Below are 22,795 nucleotides of genomic sequence, written 5' to 3'. Positions count from 1 at the left end.
ATCCCAGCGTCATTTTCGTGTGATTGGCGCGGCCTCGCGTGTGCCGATTTTTTCAACCTAATCATGACACTACGTTCGTTGCGCAGAAAACATCTGATGAATGCTGCTCAAAATGGGAAATAGATTGATGCGTGGATTGCGAGGGGAGGCCGGCCACTTCGCACATTGAGGAACGCCTCGACCCTGGCATCGGTGTGCTTCGTCCAAATTAGGAAGGAATACGAAGTATTGGCGATGCCTGGAGAGAGCCGCCGCGATACCGGATCGTCGCGCACCGAACACCATGTTATATGACATCTCTTTTGGTCCGCAGGCGTAAGATATCCTCGCTTCCAGCGGGAAGCGGGCGGGGCAGGCTGTGACCGGCTAGAATGGATTGGCATGCCTAAGCACGAGACGTGCTTCCTGCTTCGTTAGCCAGCGAGCATACCGGCGAGATGCGATGAGCATATTCAGATTTCAATCGGCGACGGAATCGGCATTCCTCAAACGCTCGCATGCGCCGAGCGCGGTTCGCGCATGGCTGGTCGATATGCTTTGCTGGCCTGCCCGCTTCGAGGATCCGCAGGTCGAACGGGAATTTACGGAGGAGTATGGCCGGCGCTTCGCCGACTTTCGCCGTGCGGCGCTGGTGCTCGGAACCCTGATCTGGGTGTGCTTCGGCTTTTGGGAAATCAGCCTTGCGCAGACCAGTCCGGTGTTCCGGCCGTACTTCCCGGAGGTTTTCGCGTTCCGTTGCGCCGGTGCGCTCGGCGCGACCGTCGGCATCGTGCTGGCCTTCAGGCTCGAATTTCATCGGGACAAGGTTGCACACTGGATCCTGCTGTCGGGCCTGGCGTTCATGTGCTTTTGCCTGTTGATGCAAACGGTCCTTGCCCCGCGCCCATTCAATTTCACCCATTTTTTTGTCGGCTTCTATTTAATTCTCTTTTATCTGTTCGGCTTTCTGCGCCTGCGGGCCAAGGCGACGCTCATGCTGACCGCATGCGTGATCGCCGTGATCGTGATGGCGCAACTGGTCACCCAGGCCGTCGAGCCGGACAACTTCGCCGCGGGCATGTTCTATCTGTTGAACGTCGCCGTGCTGGGGCATAGCGTCAACGTGAATGCCGAGCGGCATGTGCGCGACCGGTATGTTGCCGTCCAGGCACTCGCGCAGAGCAACGCCGCGCTGCAAAGCGCCAACGCCGAACTCGCGCAAAAGCATCATGACCTCGAGCGCGCGCGGCGCGACCAGCAGACCAAGTCGGAAGCCCTGATCGCCTTGCGCGAGCAGCAGCGCGAAGCCGCCGAGCAGGCGAGCCGGGCGAAGTCGCGCTTTCTGGCGGCGGCCGCGCACGACCTGCGCCAGCCCATGCATGCGCTGAACCTCTTTCTCGCGGCGGCAGACGAAGCGCTGGAAGCGCGCGACATCGAAGCATCGGGCAAGCTGATCGGCGAAGCGCGCAAGGCGTCGGTATTGACGGCGCGTCTGTTCAACGCGGTGCTCGACCTGTCGAAGCTCGAATCGGGGCACGTCAACCCGACCTATACGAGCGTCGACCTGAGCCGCGTGACCGCGGAGGCGGTCGAGCAGCTCGCGTCGTTCGCGGCGAGCCGCGGCGTCGTGCTGCGCTACGCGAAGGCGCTGCAAAAACCCGCATGGGTGCGCACCGACGCCGACTGGATTCCCCGCGTGCTGAGCAACCTCATCGCGAACGGCATCAAATATTCGGATCCGTCGAAAGCGGGGCGCTCCACGGTGCTCGTGGGTTTGGTCCGTATGCCTAATTATGTGCGGCTCGACGTGCTCGATAATGGCATCGGCATCGCGTCGGAGCATTGGGACGCGATCTTCCAGCCGTTCGTCCAGTTGGGCAACCCGGAGCGGGACCGCGAGAAAGGGCTCGGACTCGGTTTGTCGATCGTGAATGCGGTGGTGTCCCTGCTCGAGGGACATCGTCTCGAACTCAAGTCGATCGAGGGTCACGGGTCGCGCTTTTCGGTGCGCATGCCGGTGGCGGACCCTTTCGGGCACGAGGATGCCGCGCTATCGCCCGCCGATGCGGCATCGTCGCCGTCACCGTCGTCGCTGCGCGGCCTCTACGTGCTGCTGGTCGAGGACGACAGCCTCGTGCGCGCCTCGATGGAGGCGTTGTTTGCACGCTGGGGTGTCCTGTCCGATTCGGTTCGCTCCGCAGCCGAACTCGATGAACTGTTGCAGACGATCGAGCGCGTGCCGGACCTCGTGATCAGCGACTACCGGCTGCCGGAGAATTCGACCGCGCACGACGTCATCCGTCTGCTGGGTGAGCACGTTGCGCGGCCCGTGCCGTGCCTCGTGGTGACGGGGGAAGCTATGGCAAGCACGCAGGGCGTGTTGCCCGAGCGCTGCGTGCTCAGCAAGCCATTGGCTCCCGACCTGCTGATTGCGCGCATGCTCGAATTGACGGAGGCATCGGCCCGGGCGACCTAGACCGCCGGGGCGTGCGCAACGGTGGGAATCTCGATGCCGCGGCGTGCCATTTCGACGATCAGGAAAGTGCGCCGCGATACGTTGAAGCGGCTCAGCAGATCGCTGATGTACTCCTTCGCGGTGTTCTCCGAGATATTCATCTTGCGCGCGATGGCCTTGTTCGACATACCCTGCAGGACAAAGCCCAGGGTTTGCGCGAGGCGTGGAGGAAGGTTCAGCGAGTCGATCGGAATGGCCTTGCTCGGACCCGGTGACTGCGGGGTGTGGCCGCCCTTGCCGAGCACGCTGTTGGGCAGGTAGACCCGTCCATTCAGGATCGTCTGCAGAGCTTCCCGGAACACCGCACCGCCTTCCTCGCTGGCCTTCGAGATGAAGCCGCCGGCGCCATTCTTGATGCAGTCCAGCACGGTCTCGCGGTCGTCCTGCGCGGACAGCATGACCACGTGCGCCGCGCGCTCGTTCTCCTGCAGCCAGCGCAGCAGATCAAGGCCGGTGTGATTGTCCCCGATCTGGTAGTCGAGAAAGACCAGGTCGTAAGCCTTGTTCTGCAGCCGTTCGACAGCAGCGTCGTACGAGCCGGCCTCGTCGATGTCGAGCGTCGGTTCCGACGTCAGGATCAGGCTCTTCATCGCGATACGCGTCAAGCCCTCGTCTTCGACGAGCAGTACGTGCCGGAAATACAGGTTGTCCATCGAGCGCCTCTCTAGTCGTCCCAACTGTACCCGTAATCCTGCAGGTTGCGATCCCCCCATAGCGGGGGACGCTTGTGGGGCCGCCTTCTGGAGGCGTTTTTCCCCCGCCATGGCCGGTTTTGCCAGCGCCCCGGGACGCGCAGGATGGAGTCGCTGCAGTTCGGACGATGAGGGACACCATCATGCATACGCCGCATCCCGACTTCAAAAGCCTGCTGAATATTCTCCGCTTCGCGTCGGATGACGAAACCCGCGCACGCCCTTGCAAGCTGGAGCCTGAACCGGCGACGCAGCCGGACGCGACGATCCTGGCCGAACTGCTTCGGGCAAGGGCGCTCATGGTCCGCATCGAGTCGAGCGGCGTGACTTTTCCGGACCAGATCTACGACGTCTTCGTGCAGGCGCTGGCCGCCTATGACCAGAAGTGCTGGACGGAGCAGATCGACCGGAGTTTCTGCATCACGTTGAGCCTGCTGGAGTCCGTTGCACGCCACCGCCGTGGCGCCAAAGCGGCCCGCACCGTGTGCACCGATGCGACCCTGGTTAATCACGACAATCCGGGCCCGACGGTCATCATCAGCGAGCGCCGGAACATGCTTGACGGTAATTGGTGAGCGATCGCCGACGAGGAGACCGTGCGATGCGAGACAACTCCATCCGGTACGAGGCGCGCGATGAGCAGCGCCTGCAGTCCCTGCTTGCGCAGGAGCGCGATAGCCAGGCGGGAGGCAAGCGGGCAGGGCGCGAGAAAACGATTCAGATAAAGACAGAGACAGAAAGGCGGCCGCAGAGTCCCTACACTGTCCACACGCTCGACACGGCAATTGCTCACCTCGAAAGCGCGATCGGCGCGGACAAGGCGATGGCGATTTTCGGTGCGAGTTATTGGCACTCCCGCGTGCTCGAGCTCCGTTCCACACCGGGGATCCTGCACATTCAGGAGCGTCGGCTGCAGTGTTTGCTGGATCGGTTCGCGGCCAGAGCCGGAGGACAAGAAATAGACTGAGTCATGCCTGATTCGGGGGAGCAGAGGAGATCAAACAAGTTGGGGTAGCATGAGAGACCACCTAAAAATCCGGGAAGCGTGAGAGACCACCAAAAAAAGCAGGGGGAAAAAACCATTAACCTGCACTAGCTGCAACGCGTTGCTGCCACCGGACATGGCAACGCGCGGCGTTCTCTTCCGGAACGCATCGGCATGATCGCTAAAGCAGGCCCATTGCCGATGCCTTGAGTGTCGCCGCTGCGCGGGTGGAGCATTCGAACTTGCGAAACACGCTTTCGACGTGCGTGCGCACTGTGCTCGGACTCAGCGCCAGTTCTCGCGCGGCTTCCTTGTTGCTCGCACCGCGCGAGATGGCACGCAGCACGTCGATTTCGCGCGGCGTTAGCGGCGAGCGCTGCGGCGTGCTGTTCATCGGGCGCCTGACGGCAACTGCGCCTTCGGCCAGCAGCGCATCGACCGCTTCGCCGCTCAGCCGGCCGCTCGTGACCTCGTCGCGCAGCTGTTGCGCGGCGGCGTCGTCGGAGAGCGCGGTTCGCCACGGGCGCGCCGAGCGCAACGCGACCCACGCCACCGAAGCAGCCAGCACGCGCGCCTCCAGCGTCATGGCCTCGCCGCGCGCGCCGCGAAAATAACCCGAGCCGTCCAATCGTTCATACGCATACGATGCGAGTTCGGCCGCGTCACCGAGGGTGCCGGCCTGCCTGCCCGCGCGAGACGTCCAGTAGGGCACGAGGCGCACCTTCTCCCAGGCGCTTGCGGGCAAACGCGCGCTCAGATTCCAGATGCCGTTGGGCACCGCTGCCCGCCCGATCCCATGAATCAATCCTGCGCGGTAGACGCGTTCGTGCGCGGCCTTGTCCGTTGTGAGACGTTCGCAGCACCGGGCGGCCGTTGCCGCGACCGCGCGCGAGAAGCCGGTCATCCAGGGCAGCTTGAGGTCGATGACGTCGGCGATCAACTCCGCCGACGTTGCCTGCTGCATGGGCGAGGTCGTCAGCGCAGCGTCGAGCGGGGCGAGTGACGTATGTTCCAGTTCCGCGAGCCAAAGGGGCGCACTGCGCTGCGCGGTCTCGACGAGCCGCAGTGGATAGCGCGTGTCGGCGCGTTGCGCAACGAGACCGAGCGCCTGCTCGACACCGTACGTGCGGCTGAAAATCTCCAGATCTCCGGCAAGCGCGACGACGAACACCGTCATCGGCACGGCTTCGCGTGCAAGATGCGCGGGCACACCGTTGCCGTCCCACATTTCGAAGATATGACGCAACGCCGTTTCGGTTGCGAGCGGGAGGCCCAGCATGCGCGCCACTTCGCCCGCCACTTCGCAGTGGGTCTGCGCGAGCGGCGTGAGTACCGCGGCGGCACCGCCGCGCGACTCGAGTGGCGTGACCCAGTCTGTGCGGCCGTCAAGCATCGAGACGCGGCTTTGGATGTCGTCGCCGAAAACGTCGGCGAAGCCCGCCGCGTTTGCCGTGCATCCCGACCAGCGCAGCAGCGACGTCTCCCGCACGGTATCGATCGTCGACGCGTCGAGCCGGGCGGCTTGCGCGAGGCGCGCCGCGAGCCATGCGGTGCGCGGCGAATGATCGGTGGGCTGGCCCATGCTCAGATCGCCGATGAAGGCGAGTGCTTTCACGGCATCGAACACGCGCAGCGGGAAAAGGCCAGCTTGGTCGTCGGTCATCGGCATGGGAGGCAGGGCGCACGTCAGGCGTTCGATCACTATACGTCACAACGCCATTCGACCCCGCGAGGGTCGGTCATTCGACCGATGCCGCAAAAACGAGGCGAGTGCGATCCTTTGCACCGTTGTCACGAACTGTTCAGGAGTTGCCATGGCTGATCGACACGCAGATCTCACGCTCACTCGCGAAGCGAGCTGGCTCAAGCAGTATTACTTTGTGCGGACCGCGTTTTCCGTCGCCTGGGTCGCACTGGCATTCTCGCTCGGGCAGCATTCGCCGGCCAGAATCGCGGCACTGCTTGTCGTCTATCCGGCGTGGGATGCCGTGGCCAACTATCTCGACATGTTGCGCAGCGGCGGGGCGGAGGAAAACCGTACACAGGTCGTCAACGTCGGCATCAGCATCTTGACGACGGTCGCCGTGATGGTGGCGTTGAAGCTGGGCGCGCACGGGGTGCTGGGCGTGTTTGGCGTGTGGGCCATCCTTGCCGGGTTGCTTCAGCTCGGCACCGCCGTGCGTCGCTGGAAGCGCTTCGGCGCGCAATGGGCGATGATACTGAGCGGTGCTCAATCGGCATTGGCAGGGGTGTTTTTCATCGTGCAGGGCGGCGCACCTCTGGCCTCCGCGATCGACAAGGTGGCGGGCTATGCAGCGGTCGGCGCCGTCTACTTTCTGATCTCCGCCTTGTGGCTTTCGGCTGGCCAGCTGCGCAGCAAGATGGCCAGAACGTCGTGACGCGCCGGCGCAGCGGGCGTGTTGCCTGAATAGATCATCGGTGCGTTCTCCTCATTTTCTCGGGCTCTCACTGGGCGGAATTATTGGCCAATGGCTGGGCGTGCATGCGCCGGACCGGATCGACCGGTTACGACGAACCGGCATGGGCTTGCCGGTTCGTGGGGTGCCGTGCAGGAAGCGGATATGCGGGAGTCGCTTGCGCGCATCGTGCGGCCGACGCTGGTGATTGGGGGCGAGCACGATACGGTCACGGCGGCGAGCTACAGCGTGCAGATGGCGGAGGCGATTGCGGGCGCGCGGCTGCTGATGCTGCCGGCGGTGCACCTCTCCAACATCGAGTTTCCCGAGCGGTTCAACGACGAAGTCGTGCGATTTCTGCGCGCGCCGAGCTGACGCTGGTCGCGCGCGCAGCGAGCATGGCGGCTAGAGATCCAGCGTCACGCCGCCCGCTGCCGGATGCCCGACGCAGATCAGCGCGTACCCCGGCTCGACGCCGAACTCCGGCGCTTCGTCGTATTCCACGCTGCCATCGAGCACGCGCGTGGCGCAGGTTCCGCACATGCCGGAGCGGCAGCTCGACACTGCGTCGGTGCCGCAGCGCTCGGCGGTATCGAGCAGCGAGCCCTGCTGCGGCTGCCATTGCACCGTTTTCGCCGTGCGGGCGAAGGTCACCGGTCTGACTGTCGTTGCCTCGCTCGCAACGGGCGCGTGATCAGGCGCACGCTTCAGGCTCGATGGCCCGAATGCCTCGAAGCGGATCCGCCCGTCCGCAATATTCAGCGCGCGCAGCCCGTGGTACAGAGCGCGCATGAACGCTTCGGGGCCGCACAGATAGAAGTCGTAGTCGTCGAACGGCAGGAAGCGGCGCAACGCATCGATGTCCACGCGGCCCGCGAACCGGGCTTCATCGGGCGAGTCGTGCTGCGCGGCGCTGTCGTACAGATGCACCGACACGTTCGGATGCGCGCGTTCGATCTCCCGCAGTGCTGCTGCGAACGGCCTTTCGTGCTCGCCGCGTGTCCCATGGAACACGTGGATACGGCGTTGCGGTTCTAGCGTGAGTGCCGCGTCGAGCATCGCCAGCATCGGCGTGATGCCAATGCCTGCCGCCGCCAGCACGATCGCGCGCGGGCTGCGTGCGTCGAGCGTGAACGAGCCGCGCGGGGCCAGCGTGTCGATCAGCGAGCCGATGCGGGCGTGTTCATGCAGCCAGCGCGACGCCGCGCCGTCGCGCTTCACGCTGATCCGGTAGCGCACCGGATGCACGGCATCGTGCGCCGCGGAGAGCGTATAGGTGCGCATGAGCGGCTTGTCCGAGCCAGGCATGGCGATGCGCAGCGGAAGGTACTGTCCCGCTTCGAACGGGGCGAGTGGTTCGCCGTCCACCGCTTCGAAATGGAACGAGCGAATCGTCGGAGACTCGTCGCGCACCTCGGCGACGCACAGCGTGCGCCACGGGCGCGTGTCGGCTTTATTCGGCGCATGCGCCGGCGAGGCATCCGTCGAAGCCTGCGCGAACTGCGGCGCATAGTCGACCGCCGACCACCGCAACGGCAAGGCGTCCCGCACGCGGCGCACTTCAGCCACGTGAAAGCGCACCAGCCGCTGTGCCAGCGGGAATTGCGCGATCTCGGGACCGTCCCAGATCACTTCGGCGCGCACGGCGAGATACAACAGATCGCCGCGCGCAAAGTCGACGAACAGCAACCCTGCGCGCGGATCGCGCAGCAGGTTGCCGATCGTGTTGAAAAACTTGTTGCCGCTGAAGTCGGGCGCGGTCAGCGTGCGCGCGTCGTCGATCCGCACGAAGCCGGGCATGCCGCCGCGATGCGACACGTCGGCGCCGCCCGCGGCTCCCGCTGCATCGTCGAGATTGGCGGTGGCGATGAAAAATACGTCGGCGCGCGCGATCAGCGCGCGATCTTCGTCCGAGAGTGCCTGCGCATGTTCGAACGTGGCGTGCGCCGGCGCATCGCCGACGAAAGCCGGTTCACGTCCATTGATATACTTCGCGCAATTGCCGAAGCTCTGCTCGACAGCGAGCGTCACCACGCCGCCATCGACCGCTTCGATTACGCCGTTCACGCGGTTGCGCCGCCGCGTATGCGGCTGGATGCCGAGCCCGCCGATACGCGCGCCCGGCACCCAGCTTCCTTCGAGGGGATCGCCCGGCAGCGCGCCGCCGTCGATGCGCAGCGTGCGGTTGTCCGGCGCCGACACGAAGCCCGCCTTGTTCGCACGCAGCGTGGCCCAGGGCTGACCGTTTGCGTCGACGCCGCCGAACACCATGAACGGCAGCATCGCGAAGAACGCGCGATGCTGGTCCGGCATGTAGTCGCGGATACCGCGCGCGCCGTTTTCGAGCGCAACGTCGGCCACGCCCGCGCGCAATTGGGCCTCGCGCTCGCCGTCGTGAAACGGCCCCGCGGCGCGGTACGGATTCAGTTCGGGGAGAGCGGTCATGACGGTCTCGGGTTGGCGGCGCGCAGGTGCCGTTCAGGCGGCGAGCAGGCCCGCTTTCGTCGATGGCATCGGCACGAAGCCCGGCAACGCGGCCACGCGGTCGAGCCATGCGCGCAGATGCGGATACGGCTCCAGCGACACGCCGCCTTCCGGTACATGCGCGATGTAGGTATGCGCGGCAATATCGGCGATCGTCACGTGCTCGCCCGCGGCGAACGGCTTGTGCGCGAGTTCGGCATCGAGCAGCGGCAGCAGCGTCTGCGCGATTTGCTGGGCACGCGCCAGATCGAGATCTCGCTTGAAAACGTGGACGAGGCGTGCGGCGCACGGGCCGAACGCGATCGGACCGGCTGCGAGCGACAACCAGCGTTGCACGGCAGCCGCGCCGAGCGGGTCGTCGGGCAGCCACGACGGATCGCCGTAACGTTTCGCCAGATAGACGAGAATCGCGTTCGAATCGAACAACACCGTGGCGCCATCGACGATGGTCGGCACCTGGCCGAAGGGATTGAGCTTCAGGTACGCGGGCTGGCGGTGTTCGCCCGCGGCGAGATCCACCGGCACGATCTCGAACGGCAGGTCCAGCATGGACAGGAACAGCCGGACGCGGTGTCCGTGGCCGGATAGCGGCATGGTGTACAGGCGGATCGGCGTGGCGGGACGGGCAGGGGGCATCGCATTCTCCATAACGAAGGCGCTTCTGGATGAAGCGGCCAGGAGCGTTCAGATTAGGCAATGGCTGCGCGCGCGAGAAGACTGCTAAGCTTGCATTCATTTTCTATCGAAAGTGGACAATCGCCGATGACCGACGTGCGTGACGTAAATCTGAACCGGCTGGCGGTGTTCGTCGCCGTGGTCGAAGCGGGCTCGCTGACCGCCGCGGCCGAGCGGCTCGGCATCGCCAAGACGATGGTCAGCGCGCACATGCAGCGCCTCGAACGCGAGATCGGCGCGAGCCTGATCACGCGCACCACGCGTCAGCTCTCCGTGACCGATGCGGGCCGTGCGTTCTACGACGCCAGCTGCCGCATCCTGCAGATGACGGAAGAGGCGCTCGCGGCCGTCTCGGACGAGGCCACGCCCGCGCGCGGCGCGCTGCGGGTGAGCGCGCCTGTCGACTACGGCGCGCAGATCGTCGCGCCCGCGCTCGTCGATCTGCGCGCCGTCTATCCGGAACTCGACATCGAACTGGTTTGCGCCGATCACTACGTCGACCTGATCGGCGAGGGGATCGACCTGGCTGTGCGGCTCGGCAATCTGCCGGACTCGAACTACCGCACGGTGAAACTTGGCAGCTACGTGCGCTGGCTGGTCGCGAGCCCCGCATTCGTTGCGCGGCACGGCATGCCGAGGTCGCTGAACGCATTGGCGTCCTTGCCGCATATCGCGATGAGCGTGCTGCGGCATCCGTCGACGCTCGAGTTGACGCGCGATGCCGGGCGGCTCGCGACGGGCCGCGTCAGCCATGGCAAAGCGGTGCGCCGCGTGCGCTGCGTGAATGCGCTGTGCGTGAACACGGCGACGTCCGCGCGCGCGGCGGTCCTCGCAGGTGGCGGCTTTGCCGCGCTGACCGATTTCTCGACCCGCGAGGATCTTGCGTCCGGCGCGCTGGTCCGCTTGCTGCCCGAATGGTCCGGGGTGCCTTTGAGTGTGCAGGCCGTGTTTGCGCCGACGAGCTACCCGTCGGGCAAGGTGCGGGCGGTCATCGAGGCGTTGAAGGCGAGGATCGCGAACCGTGCCGCGTAAGCGTCGCTGGCACGCTTTCGTGCGTGACGTTGAATATGCGCCGCGAGATCAGCCCGGAGGCAAAAAACGATCCTCGACGAAGAACCGCCGGCGCGCCTCTTCGTCCGATGGCGTCTCCGGGCCGAGCCCGGGAAGATCGGGCGCGCGATCGGGCTCCATGGCGAAACACGGCAGGATGCGGGCGCGGCGCTCGTCGGCGCTCGCGCCGCGTTCGTACAGCAGCTGGGTGAGCCAGTCCAGTACGCGGTGCAGGGCGCCGTAATAGCGGTCGTGCTCGAAGGCGTACGCGTGCGCGGCGGCTTCCCAGTCATCGTTGGCGAGCAGACGGTCAAGCAGCACCCTGACGTCACGCAGCGTCAACGACAGCCCGCATCCCCATGACGGGTCGCTGGCCGCCGCTGCATCGCCGATCAGCACCACGCTGCCGATGCAGGGATGCTCGACCCAGATGTCCGCGCCGGGATACGCCGCGAGCGGGCCAACGACACTCGCGCGTTCGAACCAGTCGCGCGGCACGCCCGTATCGACGCAGGCGTCGAGGAACTCGCGGACATGCCCGCTGCCGCTGATGGGGTGCGCGCGCTGCCCGACCCACGAGACGAAGTACGACCTGAACCGCTGCTGCCCGATCGGAAAGATCAATGCGGCCTGGCCCAACGCGGGGCACTGGAAGTGGTGGACTGAATCCTCCGGCGTATCGAGCCCCTCGTAGAGCACCCCCGCCACGACCAGCCGCCCGGGATCCTGGTTGAGCGTGAAGCCGGCTATTCTGCGCACCGTCGACCGGCGACCGTCGGCGCCTACCACGAGCCGCGCTTTCACCCGATGGGTGCCGCCATCCGTGCGAATCTCGACGACCGGCGGCTTGCCCGGGGCATCGCCCGGATCGACGCGCACGACCTCGGCGCCGCGCAGCACGATGGCCCCCGATGATTCGGCCGCGTCGAGCAGCGTGCGCTGCATCGACGGATGATAGAAGTCCAGACACGCGGTGTGCCCGGGGGTGGTCTCCGCGAGCTTGCGGGATTCGGCCGGCACCAGTCCGCTGTAGCGCCGCCAGAACGGGACCACGTGCGCGCCGTCATCGCAGAGCAGCCGGTCGATGCCGAGCGCGCGGGCTTCGACGACACCCCAAGGCATCATGCCCTCGCCGCGCACGCGGTCCCTGAACGCCGTCTCGCGTTCGACGATGAGCGTGCGCACGCCGGCGCCTGCCAGTGCACGGCCAAGCGTTGCGCCGCCGAGACCGCCGCCCGCGATCACGATGTCGTAGCTGCCCTGTGTCATTTGAAAACCTCCACGCCATGGCGGCGAGGCGAACCCGGACGTCAGCAAACTGACGGCGCATGAGGCGCGTGAGCGTGCGTGTCGAGAGGCGCGCGGATAGCGCTATTATGCGACTCGCATACGCTGTGGAGGCAAGATTCGATGTTCGGGATGCGAGGCGTCAGAGAAAACAGGCGGTGTCCCGCCAGTGTCGTTACACGCCGAAAGATCGACGCGCTGTTGCCGTCACGAACGCGGCGGGACACGAAACCAGGTGATTGCCACAATCAGCAGGAATCCTGCATAAGCCGTCGCGAACACCCAGCCGGGCAAGTCGTAGTACAGCAAGTCGCTGACCCAGCGCTGGATGAAGCCCTGCGGCCCGGTGTGCCCGGTACGCAGCCAGTCCTCGAGCACCGTGAGCGGACACGGGATGTCGAGGACAGCAAGAAGCGCGACGACCCCTATAGCAAGGAGATGCGTGAGCCGGAACGCGCGGTTGCGCACCCAACCGCGCTCGAGCCAGGCGCCCACCCAGATCGCGGCCAGGCCGCCGACGATGAAGAGTACGACCAGTGCATGTAGCACGAGAACGGTGTTGGCCAGCCAGTCCATGACGATGCTCGCAGTTGCTCGCGCCCTGCGTTCTGGCTTTGATGATACGTCTTCAGAGGTCGACAGGCCGGGGAAGGGCTCCCGCGTTTGGCGTCGTCGCGGTTGCCGTGAACGGCGAGTCGAAGGCCGCGTCTTCGATTTCAGGATTCGGGAGGTCGTTGTCGCGGCCGGTCTGTTCGGTCCAGATCTGGCTATCGGGAAACCAGAAGGCGTTGTTGCGTGGCGGCACGACGAGCTTCACCCGCAGCGACGGATTGAAGATCTTCGACCACGCCGAGAGATAGGAGGGCGTCTTGATCAAATGGCCGCAGTTTGCGAGTAGCAGGCTCGCGACCAGGGCTTCGCGGCCGATGTCGAGTCCGGGATGTCCGCTGAAGTGCACGGGCTTCTCGCCGCTCGCGAGCAGCGTGGCAGGCGCGACGTTGACGGGCACGGCGAAGCCCCACTTCTGGAAGAAGTCGAGGAAGGCCTGCTCGTCGCTGGAGACGAAGATGTTCGTGAGCCGGTGATCGTCCGCAAGGGTGCTCTCGACCATGCGGCAAAACGCACTCCAGTCGATCGTATGGGCCTCGAACTTTTTGTCCGTGCCGCGAAAATGGACGCCCAGCGTCGAGGCGCCAATTTCGAGCCGCTCGCTGATGCGCGTGACTTCCTGCCGGATCGCTTCGCCTGGCCGATAGTTCGACAAGAATACCGTACTTGCCCGCGCGAGCCCGAGGCCGGCTTCGTAACGGCGAAAGCCCAGATCGCCGAGATCGCGCACGATCGACGTTCGCAAACCCGCCCTCGCGGCGTCCGGCAGGGCGGACGGTGCGAGGTTTTCAAAGTATTCGGCTAGCCAGTCGATTTTGCCTTGCGCGTCGCCATAGCTGCCGCCGCGCGCCGAGATAACGGGCGTCAGACGCTTTTCGTCGCAGTACAGGAGGATGCACAGGACGATCTGCATGACGGAAAAGAAGCCCGAATTTGCGCGAATCTCTATGACGAAGTGGCCGCGGTTGAGGCGCTGCTTCGCATGCAGGGACAGGCGGGTTGGCGTATTGAGGGCGTTCTTGAAGTCTTCGCTGCGCCGCACCTGTCTTGCGAACTCGATAAAGTTTCTGAACATCCCATGTCCCTTCGACCCAGCAAACGGGGAATACCTTTCGGGCAGAGCGACGCTTCCTGTTCGCAGGCGAGCGGGGCGCTCACGGTAGATTCCGTCGACGGATTCGCGATTGACTGCGTTAGCAACGATTGGGGGATCAGACGTATGTTTTCCGACGATAGCCTTGCTCGTCGCGCACGCTTGGGCAGGCTGGTTATTTGGCATCCTAAGCGGTTGAGGCATTCCAGGCTGTCGTGTTTACGCCTTGATTAACCTGAGGATTAAGTGACATCCCCAATGCCAGTGATCGCTCGCGCGACTAGCCGAACGGCCTGAGCTGCGAATCCGGCACGTCGACGCGCAGGTTTTCCATCAGCACGGTTTCGATCGGCTCGCGTGACTCACCCTCGCTCACGACCTTGACAGGCAGCCCAAGGCTCAAATCGAACCATAACTCAAAGCGGAACACGCCGCTCACGAAGTGCCCGGGCCGGCACATCACGATCACATGCGCCGCCTGGTGCGTGCCGATCGTTTCGGCGCCGACGACCTGGGTGTCCCCACGCTCCTGCAGCGCACGGACATTGTCCAGCAGCGCGCCGAGATCGGACTCGTCGACGCGATGACCCTGCGGGCTCTGGATCATGTGATTGTCGGGGCTCAGCGTGAGTCTCGGAAACGTGTCGATACCGAACGGCCAGAGCTTGACCTTGCCCGATTCCGGGTTGAAGGTGAGCGTCGCGCCGCCGTGCGGCCGGATGAAGTCCATCCGGACGAAGCCGGGCTTTCGGTAGCCATAGAGCACCTCGACCGTTTCCGCTCCCGCCGATGTCGATTTCAACGTGACCTGGTAGTTTGCGAGCGCATCGAAGCGTGCCTGTGCGGCGGCCACGAAATCCCGGTCTGGGAGCGTCATTGCCCCCTCCTATACTCGAATGTGGAAGATGGGTCATTCTGGAGCACGGCTTCGTACCGCGCAATGCAGGCTTGGTCCTGGCGCGGACAAGGAGGAAACGTACGATGGCGGAATTCCGTCTGACCACCTTGTGGTGCATCGAGGCGCCCGTGCAGCCGGTATGGGACGCGATCCACGATGCGATGAACTGGCCGATGTGGTGGAAGAACGTCGAGGCGGTACGCGAGTTGCGGGCGGGCGAGACCGACGGGCTCGGTGCCGTGCATCGTTACACGTGGAAAGGCGTGCTGCCTTATCGCGTGATCATCGACGTGCGTGTCACGCGCGTCGCGCCGCTCGTTGCCCTCGAGGGCGAGGCCAGCGGCGCGCTGGAGGGCGTGGGGCGCTGGCAGTTCGCGGCCGACGGCAGCCGCACGGTGGTGCGCTACGATTGGCAAGTCAGGACGGCCAGTGCGTGGATGAGCGCGGTCGCACTCGCGCCCCTCGCGCGGCTGGTATTCCGCTGGAATCACGATTCGATCATGCGCGAAGGCGGCCTGGCGCTTGCGCGCCTGCTCGATGCACGGTTGGTCGACTGCAGCGGCAAACCGCGATAAGTGCAACAATCGAATTCGTCAGTGCGCTTGCACACGCTTTCTGCAAGATTTCTGCGAGACGGAGGTGTTATGAACAGTCCCCACCGCTTACTTGCCGTGCATGGGAGGCAACATGACTGAGATCGAGAAGGAGCCCGTCGTCGCCGTGCTGAACAAGATCCTCGAATCCGAGCTGGCGGGCGTCGTGCGCTACACGCACTATTCGTTCCTGGTGTTCGGCTTCGGCCGCATTCCGATCGTCTCGTGGCTGCGGCAGCAGGCGGACGAGTCGCTCCTGCATGCGCAGCAGGCTGGCGAATGGATCACGACGCTCGGCGCGTATCCGTCGCTCGCCATCGGTCCGCTGCTCGATTCCCATACCTTCGATATCGGGGCCATCCTGCGCGAATCGCTCGAGGCCGAACAGATCGCACTCGGCCTTTACCGCGAGTTGCTTTCGCTCGTGGCAGACCGCTCGGTTGCGCTCGAGGACTACGCGCGCCAGATGATCCAGGTCGAGGAACTGCACGCGGGCGAAGTCGACAAGATGCTGCGCCGTCCGGGCACGACCGCGACGTCGCCGCAGCAGGACATGGGGCCCGCCTGACAGGCGCTGCGTTTGGTTCGACATGATGCTGACGCTCGCCAACGTATCGAAGCACTATGACGGCACCACGCCGCGCAACGTGCTGCGCGGCGTGAATCTCGAGCTGCGCTCGGGTGAATGCGTCGCAATCATGGGCGAATCGGGCGCCGGAAAATCGACGCTGCTCAATCTCGCGGCCGGGCTCGACCGGCCGGACGCGGGACAGATCGTCTTCGACGGACACGATCTCGGCACACTCGACGACGACGCGGCCACCCTGCAGCGCCGCCAGAAAATGGGCTTCGTGTTCCAGGCGTTCCATGTGCTGCCGAACCTCTCGGCGGCGCAAAACATCGCGCTGCCGCTGCGCCTGAACGGCATGCGGGCGAAAGACGTGCCGGTGCGCGTCTCGTCCGTGCTGCAGGCCGTCGGGCTCGGCGGGCGCGAGCGCGCGCTGCCGCGCGAATTGTCGGGCGGCGAATTGCAGCGGGTGGCGATCGCGCGCGCGCTCGTGCATCAGCCGCGTCTCGTGCTGGCCGACGAGCCCACCGGCAATCTCGATCACGACACGGCGATGCGCATCCTCGCGCTGCTGCGCGAACTGGCGCAGAAGAACGGCGCGGGCGTGCTGCTCGCGACGCACTCGAGCGTCGTGGCGGCTGCCGCCGACCGCGTGCTGCGGCTCACGCCCGCCGGGCTCGAGCCGTACGCGCCCGGCGCAGGCGGCGCGTAGGCGATGCGCTGGTTCGGCGCCGTGGGTTCATCGCGCGACGCTGCTGCATTGCGTTGTCCGGGCGATCGCATGCCGGCTGGCGGCGTCGGCGCGGCGCTCATCGCCGGTGAAATGCGCGCGCATCCGCTGCGCACGCTGATCGGCATTCTCGCGATCGCGGCGGGCGTCGCGATGGGCTACGCCGTGCAGTTGATCAATCGCGCGGCACTGAACGAGCTGTCGGCCACCGTCAACTCGCTGATGGGCAACGCCGATATCGAATTGCGCGGCCCGCGCGCGGGCTTCGATGAAGCGCTGTACCCGCGCATTGCCCGCTTGCCCGAGGTCGCCGCGGCCAGCCCGGCGGTCGAGGTCGATGCGCGCGTGGCGGGGCGCGGCGAGTCGTTGAAGCTGCTCGGCGTCGATGTGTTTCGCGCAGGGTATGTCACGCCGAATCTCGTCGGACGCGTGGAGCTTGCCGATCGCACGAACGGCACGTATGGCCCGATTGGCGCGAATGGTGCGAATGGCGCGAAGGCCACCACGCTCGATCTGCTCGACCCCGACACTGTATTTCTCTCGCCAGCCGCGCTGAGCTGGCTCGCGCTCAAGCCCGGCGACGCGCTCACGGTGCAGGTCGGGCTCGCTTCGGTCGCGCTGCGCGTCGCGGGTGTGCTGCCCGCATCGGGCGATGCGGTGCGCGTCGGCGTGATGGACATCGGCGCCGCGCAATGGCGCTTGCAGCGGCTCGGCACGCTCGAGCGCATCGACATCAAGCTCAAGCCTGGCGTCGATGCCGAAGTGTTCGCGCATTCGCTCGCGCCGCGCCTGCCCGCGGGGGTCGCCGCCGTCACGCCGGGCGACAACGCCCAGCGCACCTCGATGCTCTCGCGTGCATATCGCGCGAATCTCAACGTGCTCGCGCTCGTTGCGCTGTTCACGGGGGCGTTCCTCGTCTTCACGATGCAGGCGCTCGCCGTACTGCGGCGCCGTGCGCAGTTTGCGCTGTTGCGCGCGATCGGCGTGACGCAGCGTGGCGTGCTGTGGCTCGTCGTCTCCGAGGGCGCGATTCTCGGCGTGCTCGGCGCGGCGGCGGGCCTCGCCATCGGCTTCGCGCTCGCGGCCGCCGTGCTCCGCTACGCGGGCGGCGATCTGGGCGGCGGCTATTTCGAAGGGATGCAGCCGCGCGTGCATTTCGATGCGATGCCCGCGGCGATATTCTTTGCGCTGGGGATGGCCGCGTCGGTGCTCGGCAGTCTTGCGCCGGCGCTCGAAGCCGCGAGGGCGCGACCCGCGCGGGCGCTGAAGGCGGGCGACGAAGAAGCGCCGGCCGCCCGGCTGCGTACGAAGCGCACGGTCACGGCGGCGCTGCTCGCGATCGCCACCGGGGTCGTCACCGCGCTATTGCCGCCCGTGGCTGGCTTGCCGGTATTTGGCTATCTTTCCATCGCCCTGTTGTTGCTGGGCGGCGTGCTGGCGATGCCGGCGCTCGCGCGCGCCGTATTCGTCGTGCTGCCGCGCTCGAATCACGCCTTGCCGCAGCTCGTGCTGGCGCAGCTCGCCAATGCCCCCGGCCGCGCGACGATTGGGCTCGCGGGCATCGTCACGAGCTTCAGCCTGATGACGGCGATGGCGATCATGGTGTCGAGCTTTCGCGTGGCGGTCGACGACTGGCTGCAGTTGCTGCTGCCCGCGCCGCTCTATCTGCGCGCTTCGCCGGGCGGCGACAGCGCGTTTCTTTCGCCTGGCGATCAGGCGGCCATCGCCGCCACGCCCGGCATCGCGCGCGCCGAGTTTCTGCGCGCGACGCAAATCTCGCTCGACGCTCGCCTGCCGCCCGTGAGCCTGCTCGCGCGGCCCATCGATGCGCGTAACCCCACCGCGCGCCTGCCGCTGACGACGGCGCCTCGCGTGCCGCAAGCCGGCGAGCCGCCGCCCGTGTGGATCAGCGAGGCGGCTGCCGATCTGTACGGGATGCACGCGGGCCAGCGCATCACGCTGCCGCTGGCGGGCCAGCACTTGCCGTTCACGGTGGCCGGCATCTGGCGCGACTATGCCCGCCAGTTCGGCGCCATCGTGATCGACGCGCACGACTATCGCCGGCTGACGCACGACACGCGCGTGAGCGATGCCGCCTTGTGGCTCGACCCCGGCGTGGCGCCGGCGCAGGCGATCGCACGCTTGCGCGAGAGCGTGCACGGCGGGCAGCGCCTCGAGTTCGCGCAGCCCGGCGAGATCCGCGCGGCGAGCCTGCGGATCTTCGACCGCAGCTTTGCCGTGACGTATCTGCTGGAAGCGGTGGCGGTGATCATCGGTCTGTTCGGCGTGGGCGCGAGCTTCGGGTCGCAGGCGCTTGCCCGCACGCGCGAGTTCGGCATGCTGCGGCATATCGGCGTGACGCGCCGCCAGATCGCGCTCATGCTCGCGATGGAAGGCGCGCTCGTTGCGCTGCTCGGCGTGCTTGCCGGCTTGACGCTGGGCCTGAGTCTCGCGATGGTGCTCGTGCATGTCGTCAATCCGCAGTCGTTTCACTGGACGATGAGCGTGCATATGCCGTGGGGACTGCTGGCCGCGCTGGCTTCTGCGGTCGTCGTGGCCGCTGCGCTCACGGCGCTCGTGAGTTCGCGCGCCGCGATGTCGGTCGATGCGGTGCGCGCCGTGCGCGACGACTGGTGACGCAATGAGACGGCGCATGTTCCTCTTATCGCCGCTCGCCGCGCTGTCGCCAGGCGCTGCGTGGGCGCGCATGCCGGACTATCCCGCGGTGACGAACGGACAGCCGCTCGTGTTCCCGCGCGACTATGGCGCGCATTCGAGCTACCGCACCGAATGGTGGTACGTGACCGGCTGGCTGCAAACGGATTCTGACGCGGCCACGGCTACCGATGCATCGCTGGGCTTCGAAGCGAGCTTCTTCCGCTCGCGCCCCGCGCTCGACGATGCGAACCCGAGCCGCTTCGCGCCGAATCAATTGCTGTTCGCCAACGTGGCGCTCAGCGATCCGCGCGCGGGCAGCCTGCAGCACGACCAGCGCATTGCGCGCCGCGGCTTTGGTCTTGCCGATGCGAGCGAGACGGATACGGCGGTACACATCGACGACTGGTCGCTCGAGCGCAACGCGGACGACCGCTACCGCCTGAACGTCGCCACGCCTGGCTTTGCGTTCGCCTTCACCTTGGCGCCGACGCAGCCGGTGCTCGTCAACGGCGCGGGTGGGTACAGCCGCAAAGGCCCGCTGCCGGACGAAGCGAGCTACTACTACAGCGTACCGTGGTTGCAAGTCGACGGTGTGCTCAAGCGCGGTGATGATTCGAACAGGAACGCCGCGAACGTGCGAGGGCAGGCGTGGCTCGATCACGAATGGTCGTCGGCGCCGCTCGCGGATGGCGCGGTCGGCTGGGACTGGATCGGCATCAACTTCGATGACGGCGGCGCGCTGATGGCCTTGCAGATTCGCGACAAGGCCGGCGGCAATTTCTGGGCAGGCGGCACGCTGCGCGCCGCCGATGGAACCACACATACGCTGACGCCCGAGAGCATTCGCTTCACGCCGCTGCGCCAGTGGCGTTCGCCGCATACCGGCGCACAGTATCCGGTGGCGATGCGCGTCGATGCGCAGGACGTGCATCTGACGCTGGTGCCGCTCATGGACGATCAGGAGTTCGACAGCCGCGCGAGCACCGGCGCGGTGTACTGGGAGGGCGCGGTGACGGCGTTTGCCGCGGAAGCGGCGAGCACGGGCAAGGCAAACACCGCAGCGAAACCCACAGGAAAACCGCTAGGTCGCGGCTATCTCGAACTCACGGGCTATGTTCAGCGGCTCCAGCTTTAGCGCGATCAACCCAACTCGAACGACGTCACCCCGAACACGCGATCGATGGCAATCGCGGGCGCGTTTTTTGTGTACATCCGCGCGGTTTCGAACACGCTCGTCATACCGTGCCGCTCCGCCAGCGCGACGGCCGCAGGATTCGTTTCGGGCACGTCGAGCACCATGACCTCGCCGGGCATGCTCGCCGCCAGCGCGCGCAAGAGGCCCGTGGCAACGTCCGCATCGTCGGCGAAGAGCGGGCCGATCTTGCAGCCCGCTTCGCAGCGCCGCACGACGCCATAGCCGGCGACGCGGCCCGCGTCGACGGTAGCGAGCGCGACGGCATCCGGCTGCGCGATCCAGGCGCGGAGGAAACGCTCGCGCGCCGCGGGAAAACAGGCGCGATCGTAGGCAAGCAACTGCTCGAACGGCACGTCCGCGGCCGGCCCCGCACACGCGCACCCGATGCCGCTCACGCGCCCCTGATAGCGGATGTTGCGGTACGCGAGCCGGAATCCGGACTTGCCGTAGTTCGCCTGTTGGGCGACGACGCCATCGAGACCGATGTTACGGTCTCCCAGGTAACGCATACCGTGCTGCCAGATTCGCATGCCGAAGCCCATGCCGCGAAATCCGGGTTTCACGATGTAGAGACCGATAAAGCCAAAGCGGTCGTCGTAGGCGACGGCGCTGAGGCACGCGACCGGCTCGCCGCGCCAGAGGCCGACGAAGAAACCGTCCGGATCCGCTGCCCGGAAGCAGCGCGGGTCGTGCCACCCGGGGTTCCAGCCCTCTGCAGCCGCCCATTCGACCGACTGGGCCACCTCGTCGGCCGACATGGTGCGTACGATGAAGTCGCCGGTTTGATCCATGAAATTCATCCAATGCGCAAGGTCGTGTCGATGCGCGTGCCGCGCTTGATGAAGAGCGTGACAGGCGTCTTTTCGCAAATTTCGGCCAGGCGCGCGCGCTGCGCTTCCTCGAGCGGTCCGCCGACTGCAACGCCGCGGCGGATGTACTGGGTCCCGTCGTGATCCGCGTGCAGGCTGACCTCGACGGCGATCGCGGCGGCTGGCCAGGTCTTGCGCTGCATGTACATGCGCAGCGTGGCGGCCGTGCACGCGGCGAGCCCGGAGAGCACGAACGCGAATGGCGCGGGGCCGCGGTCCTCGCCGCCCTCGTGCGGGCCTTCGTCGCCGGTCAGCGGGTGGCGGCCAGCCTCGATGGCGACGACGTAGTTGGGCGCGTCGGCGGCGAGGCTGGCAGTAGCGGTAGCGAGCGGCATGGACAATTCCTCGAAAGTGGTGGGTTCTCGCGCGTGAGCGCATTAGCCAGGCGGCGGCGCGTAGCTTACTCGATTGATTGCCATGGCCAGCCCGTCTTCATCGCGGATGACTGTGACGTTCCGCCGTTCTCGTCGTCACGATCGTTCACCGGTGTCGAGGCGTGCGCCGACTTATCGAGTTCGAGTCCGAACCAGCTGACCTTCTGCCTGACCCAGGCGGCGTACGATGCCCAACCTTGCGGATCGTCCGCGAAGAGTTCGCGCTGCACCGTCGACGCAAGCTCGATGCGATCGAGTTCGGTCTCCAGGAGCGCCCTTGGCCAGCTCGCGTAGGCGCTTGCGGCCCGTTCAAGAAAATCTCTCGCGCGCAAGCGAGGCGACATGTGCCGCAGGAAGGGCAACGCCTGCAGGGAAGGCTCGCGCGACGCAATGAGCGCAACGGGCGAAAAGGATTGAGTCGCGCCGACGTTGCGCATCGCTTCGAGAACCTCTCCGAGGTGCAGCAACAGTTCGCGTCGGTCGAATCGGTCGTCCACAATACGTTCCAGGTCATTTTCCCGGCGGTGGCATACGGCCGCGCGCCGGGGAAGGGGTGATGAGGGTAACAGCGGTGCGCTTCGGCAAGCCATCGGCTTGCCCGCACGAGAAGTTTACCGACTCATCGTGCACAGAACGTTTCGAGTTGTATCAGGGAACAGCGAGCCTGTCCCTCAAAGAGACCCGGCTCCCGGCCGGCGAATTCGACCGTGTAATTCCGTGCAGATCAGTGCTTGTGCACTTTCTCCAGTCCGTCGGCGGGTTGCACCGCGTGCTGACCGTCTTTTTCACTTTCGACCTCGTAATACGGGTCGTCCTTCGACGCGGCGACAGTGTGACCTTCCAGTTCCGTATCCCTGATGATCCGGCGGACGACCGTGCCTGTCGCCATGCCTTCCGGGGTGTTCCACGTGACGCGATCGCCTGTTTTGAGTCGATGGGACATGATTGTGCGCTCCGGTGGTTGAATCCCCCTCCGGAGTCGCATTCTTCGTTCCTGCGGGGGGGTGCCCCTATGTGGTTCGTCAAGCGCTAGGGGCTGACTTGGGTTCGTAAAAGGTGCCGTCTCGCAGCATGGCAAACAGGACGTCGCAGCGTCGCCGTGCCAGTGCGATGAGCGCCTGGTT

The 22,795-nt window shown here is 65.9% G+C and carries 23 protein-coding genes; 11 read left to right on the top strand and 12 right to left on the bottom strand.

The window, feature by feature from the left end; genetic code table 11:
• Positions 1-442 precede the first annotated feature (442 nt).
• Positions 443-2,455 carry a hybrid sensor histidine kinase/response regulator gene (locus AB4Y44_RS39125; RefSeq protein WP_342921698.1) on the top strand — a complete coding sequence of 671 codons (2,013 nt, stop codon included), beginning with the start codon at positions 443-445 and terminating at the stop codon, positions 2,453-2,455.
• On the opposite strand, the gene AB4Y44_RS39120 is transcribed toward AB4Y44_RS39125, so the two are convergent.
• Positions 2,452-3,147, bottom strand: a complete 696-nt coding sequence (locus AB4Y44_RS39120) for a response regulator transcription factor (RefSeq protein WP_342921697.1) — start codon at positions 3,145-3,147, stop codon at positions 2,452-2,454. The genes AB4Y44_RS39125 and AB4Y44_RS39120 overlap by 4 nt on opposite strands.
• 182 nt (positions 3,148-3,329) lie before the next feature.
• On the opposite strand from AB4Y44_RS39120, the gene AB4Y44_RS39115 reads away from it, so the two are divergent.
• On the top strand, positions 3,330-3,761 hold the full coding sequence (locus AB4Y44_RS39115; RefSeq protein ID WP_368702500.1) for a hypothetical protein: 432 nt from the start codon (positions 3,330-3,332) through the stop codon (positions 3,759-3,761).
• A gap of 26 nt (positions 3,762-3,787) precedes the next feature.
• The gene (locus tag AB4Y44_RS39110; protein ID WP_342921695.1) at positions 3,788-4,153 is read left to right on the top strand and encodes a hypothetical protein; all 366 of its coding nucleotides are present in this window, start codon (positions 3,788-3,790) and stop codon (positions 4,151-4,153) included.
• A 199-nt stretch (positions 4,154-4,352) separates the two neighbouring features.
• On the opposite strand, the gene AB4Y44_RS39105 is transcribed toward AB4Y44_RS39110, so the two are convergent.
• Positions 4,353-5,834, bottom strand: a complete 1,482-nt coding sequence (locus AB4Y44_RS39105; RefSeq protein WP_342921694.1) for an HD domain-containing phosphohydrolase — start codon at positions 5,832-5,834, stop codon at positions 4,353-4,355.
• A 151-nt stretch (positions 5,835-5,985) separates the two neighbouring features.
• Here AB4Y44_RS39105 and AB4Y44_RS39100 point away from each other — a divergent pair, with 151 nt between their 5' ends.
• Positions 5,986-6,570: a DUF308 domain-containing protein gene (locus AB4Y44_RS39100; RefSeq protein ID WP_342921693.1), complete on the top strand. Its 585-nt coding sequence runs from the start codon at positions 5,986-5,988 to the stop codon at positions 6,568-6,570.
• A gap of 183 nt (positions 6,571-6,753) precedes the next feature.
• Complete coding sequence (locus AB4Y44_RS39095) at positions 6,754-6,963, top strand: alpha/beta hydrolase (protein ID WP_342921692.1); 210 nt, start codon at positions 6,754-6,756, stop codon at positions 6,961-6,963.
• Between the two features lie 30 nt (positions 6,964-6,993).
• Here AB4Y44_RS39095 and AB4Y44_RS39090 read toward each other — a convergent pair whose 3' ends face one another.
• Together AB4Y44_RS39090 and AB4Y44_RS39085 are read right to left on the bottom strand one after the other, a co-directional pair.
• The gene (locus tag AB4Y44_RS39090; RefSeq protein WP_368702499.1) at positions 6,994-9,033 is read right to left on the bottom strand and encodes a pyridoxamine 5'-phosphate oxidase family protein; all 2,040 of its coding nucleotides are present in this window, start codon (positions 9,031-9,033) and stop codon (positions 6,994-6,996) included.
• A gap of 33 nt (positions 9,034-9,066) precedes the next feature.
• Positions 9,067-9,708 carry a glutathione S-transferase family protein gene (locus tag AB4Y44_RS39085; RefSeq protein WP_368702498.1) on the bottom strand — a complete coding sequence of 214 codons (642 nt, stop codon included), beginning with the start codon at positions 9,706-9,708 and terminating at the stop codon, positions 9,067-9,069.
• A 126-nt stretch (positions 9,709-9,834) separates the two neighbouring features.
• On the opposite strand from AB4Y44_RS39085, the gene AB4Y44_RS39080 reads away from it, so the two are divergent.
• On the top strand, positions 9,835-10,779 hold the full coding sequence (locus AB4Y44_RS39080) for a LysR family transcriptional regulator (RefSeq protein WP_368702497.1): 945 nt from the start codon (positions 9,835-9,837) through the stop codon (positions 10,777-10,779).
• 48 nt (positions 10,780-10,827) lie between these two features.
• Here the strand turns inward: AB4Y44_RS39080 and AB4Y44_RS39075 are convergent, their stop codons facing one another.
• From AB4Y44_RS39075 to AB4Y44_RS39060, 4 genes are all read right to left on the bottom strand, one after another.
• Complete coding sequence (locus tag AB4Y44_RS39075; protein WP_368702496.1) at positions 10,828-12,066, bottom strand: FAD-dependent oxidoreductase; 1,239 nt, start codon at positions 12,064-12,066, stop codon at positions 10,828-10,830.
• 225 nt (positions 12,067-12,291) lie between these two features.
• Positions 12,292-12,660, bottom strand: a complete 369-nt coding sequence (locus AB4Y44_RS39070) for a DUF2784 domain-containing protein (protein WP_342921687.1) — start codon at positions 12,658-12,660, stop codon at positions 12,292-12,294.
• Between the two features lie 52 nt (positions 12,661-12,712).
• On the bottom strand, positions 12,713-13,768 hold the full coding sequence (locus AB4Y44_RS39065; RefSeq protein WP_368702495.1) for a hypothetical protein: 1,056 nt from the start codon (positions 13,766-13,768) through the stop codon (positions 12,713-12,715).
• Between the two features lie 298 nt (positions 13,769-14,066).
• Positions 14,067-14,663, bottom strand: coding sequence for a DUF1571 domain-containing protein (locus tag AB4Y44_RS39060; protein WP_368702494.1), 597 nt, complete (start codon positions 14,661-14,663; stop codon positions 14,067-14,069).
• 104 nt (positions 14,664-14,767) lie between these two features.
• On the opposite strand from AB4Y44_RS39060, the gene AB4Y44_RS39055 reads away from it, so the two are divergent.
• The 5 genes from AB4Y44_RS39055 to AB4Y44_RS39035 all read left to right on the top strand — a co-directional run bounded on the left by AB4Y44_RS39055 (position 14,768) and on the right by AB4Y44_RS39035 (position 20,368).
• Entirely contained in the window at positions 14,768-15,259 is a 492-nt protein-coding gene (locus AB4Y44_RS39055) for an SRPBCC family protein (protein ID WP_342921684.1), read from the top strand.
• Positions 15,260-15,371: 112 nt separating this feature from the next.
• Positions 15,372-15,845 carry a ferritin-like domain-containing protein gene (locus AB4Y44_RS39050; RefSeq protein WP_342921683.1) on the top strand — a complete coding sequence of 158 codons (474 nt, stop codon included), beginning with the start codon at positions 15,372-15,374 and terminating at the stop codon, positions 15,843-15,845.
• A 25-nt stretch (positions 15,846-15,870) separates the two neighbouring features.
• A complete protein-coding gene (locus AB4Y44_RS39045) occupies positions 15,871-16,557 on the top strand; it encodes an ABC transporter ATP-binding protein (RefSeq protein ID WP_342921791.1) in 687 nt (228 codons plus the stop codon).
• A gap of 69 nt (positions 16,558-16,626) precedes the next feature.
• Positions 16,627-19,212 carry an FtsX-like permease family protein gene (locus AB4Y44_RS39040; protein WP_368702493.1) on the top strand — a complete coding sequence of 862 codons (2,586 nt, stop codon included), beginning with the start codon at positions 16,627-16,629 and terminating at the stop codon, positions 19,210-19,212.
• Positions 19,213-19,228: 16 nt separating this feature from the next.
• The gene (locus AB4Y44_RS39035; protein ID WP_368702492.1) at positions 19,229-20,368 is read left to right on the top strand and encodes a lipocalin-like domain-containing protein; all 1,140 of its coding nucleotides are present in this window, start codon (positions 19,229-19,231) and stop codon (positions 20,366-20,368) included.
• Between the two features lie 5 nt (positions 20,369-20,373).
• On the opposite strand, the gene AB4Y44_RS39030 is transcribed toward AB4Y44_RS39035, so the two are convergent.
• The 4 genes from AB4Y44_RS39030 to AB4Y44_RS39015 all read right to left on the bottom strand — a co-directional run bounded on the left by AB4Y44_RS39030 (position 20,374) and on the right by AB4Y44_RS39015 (position 22,614).
• Positions 20,374-21,219 (bottom strand): GNAT family N-acetyltransferase, encoded by an 846-nt coding sequence (locus AB4Y44_RS39030; RefSeq protein WP_342921680.1) that lies wholly within the window; start codon positions 21,217-21,219, stop codon positions 20,374-20,376.
• Between the two features lie 5 nt (positions 21,220-21,224).
• Positions 21,225-21,632 (bottom strand): OsmC family protein, encoded by a 408-nt coding sequence (locus AB4Y44_RS39025; protein WP_342921679.1) that lies wholly within the window; start codon positions 21,630-21,632, stop codon positions 21,225-21,227.
• A gap of 65 nt (positions 21,633-21,697) precedes the next feature.
• Complete coding sequence (locus AB4Y44_RS39020) at positions 21,698-22,261, bottom strand: hypothetical protein (RefSeq protein ID WP_342921678.1); 564 nt, start codon at positions 22,259-22,261, stop codon at positions 21,698-21,700.
• Positions 22,262-22,395: 134 nt separating this feature from the next.
• Positions 22,396-22,614, bottom strand: a complete 219-nt coding sequence (locus AB4Y44_RS39015; RefSeq protein WP_342921677.1) for a DUF2945 domain-containing protein — start codon at positions 22,612-22,614, stop codon at positions 22,396-22,398.
• Positions 22,615-22,795: the final 181 nt, after the last annotated feature.

This window comes from Paraburkholderia sp. BR10937, assembly GCF_040965695.1.
In the GTDB taxonomy this organism is placed as follows: Bacteria; Pseudomonadota; Gammaproteobacteria; order Burkholderiales; family Burkholderiaceae; genus Paraburkholderia.
The sequence above is the reverse complement of the archived record's forward strand: the minus strand, read 5'-3'. Positions and strand labels throughout refer to the sequence as shown.

Bases quoted from the DNA above. Each gene is read 5' to 3' on its own strand.
- AB4Y44_RS39125 (WP_342921698.1), top strand. From the start codon at position 443: ATGAGCATATTCAGATTTCAATCGGCGACGGAATCGGCATTCCTCAAA.
- AB4Y44_RS39120 (WP_342921697.1), bottom strand. From the start codon at position 3,147: ATGGACAACCTGTATTTCCGGCACGTACTGCTCGTCGAAGACGAGGGC.
- AB4Y44_RS39115 (WP_368702500.1), top strand. From the start codon at position 3,330: ATGCATACGCCGCATCCCGACTTCAAAAGCCTGCTGAATATTCTCCGC.
- AB4Y44_RS39110 (WP_342921695.1), top strand. From the start codon at position 3,788: ATGCGAGACAACTCCATCCGGTACGAGGCGCGCGATGAGCAGCGCCTG.
- AB4Y44_RS39105 (WP_342921694.1), bottom strand. From the start codon at position 5,834: ATGACCGACGACCAAGCTGGCCTTTTCCCGCTGCGCGTGTTCGATGCC.
- AB4Y44_RS39100 (WP_342921693.1), top strand. From the start codon at position 5,986: ATGGCTGATCGACACGCAGATCTCACGCTCACTCGCGAAGCGAGCTGG.
- AB4Y44_RS39095 (WP_342921692.1), top strand. From the start codon at position 6,754: ATGCGGGAGTCGCTTGCGCGCATCGTGCGGCCGACGCTGGTGATTGGG.
- AB4Y44_RS39090 (WP_368702499.1), bottom strand. From the start codon at position 9,033: ATGACCGCTCTCCCCGAACTGAATCCGTACCGCGCCGCGGGGCCGTTT.
- AB4Y44_RS39085 (WP_368702498.1), bottom strand. From the start codon at position 9,708: ATGCCCCCTGCCCGTCCCGCCACGCCGATCCGCCTGTACACCATGCCG.
- AB4Y44_RS39080 (WP_368702497.1), top strand. From the start codon at position 9,835: ATGACCGACGTGCGTGACGTAAATCTGAACCGGCTGGCGGTGTTCGTC.
- AB4Y44_RS39075 (WP_368702496.1), bottom strand. From the start codon at position 12,066: ATGACACAGGGCAGCTACGACATCGTGATCGCGGGCGGCGGTCTCGGC.
- AB4Y44_RS39070 (WP_342921687.1), bottom strand. From the start codon at position 12,660: ATGGACTGGCTGGCCAACACCGTTCTCGTGCTACATGCACTGGTCGTA.
- AB4Y44_RS39065 (WP_368702495.1), bottom strand. From the start codon at position 13,768: ATGTTCAGAAACTTTATCGAGTTCGCAAGACAGGTGCGGCGCAGCGAA.
- AB4Y44_RS39060 (WP_368702494.1), bottom strand. From the start codon at position 14,663: ATGACGCTCCCAGACCGGGATTTCGTGGCCGCCGCACAGGCACGCTTC.
- AB4Y44_RS39055 (WP_342921684.1), top strand. From the start codon at position 14,768: ATGGCGGAATTCCGTCTGACCACCTTGTGGTGCATCGAGGCGCCCGTG.
- AB4Y44_RS39050 (WP_342921683.1), top strand. From the start codon at position 15,372: ATGACTGAGATCGAGAAGGAGCCCGTCGTCGCCGTGCTGAACAAGATC.
- AB4Y44_RS39045 (WP_342921791.1), top strand. From the start codon at position 15,871: ATGCTGACGCTCGCCAACGTATCGAAGCACTATGACGGCACCACGCCG.
- AB4Y44_RS39040 (WP_368702493.1), top strand. From the start codon at position 16,627: ATGCCGGCTGGCGGCGTCGGCGCGGCGCTCATCGCCGGTGAAATGCGC.
- AB4Y44_RS39035 (WP_368702492.1), top strand. From the start codon at position 19,229: ATGTTCCTCTTATCGCCGCTCGCCGCGCTGTCGCCAGGCGCTGCGTGG.
- AB4Y44_RS39030 (WP_342921680.1), bottom strand. From the start codon at position 21,219: ATGGATCAAACCGGCGACTTCATCGTACGCACCATGTCGGCCGACGAG.
- AB4Y44_RS39025 (WP_342921679.1), bottom strand. From the start codon at position 21,632: ATGCCGCTCGCTACCGCTACTGCCAGCCTCGCCGCCGACGCGCCCAAC.
- AB4Y44_RS39020 (WP_342921678.1), bottom strand. From the start codon at position 22,261: ATGGCTTGCCGAAGCGCACCGCTGTTACCCTCATCACCCCTTCCCCGG.
- AB4Y44_RS39015 (WP_342921677.1), bottom strand. From the start codon at position 22,614: ATGTCCCATCGACTCAAAACAGGCGATCGCGTCACGTGGAACACCCCG.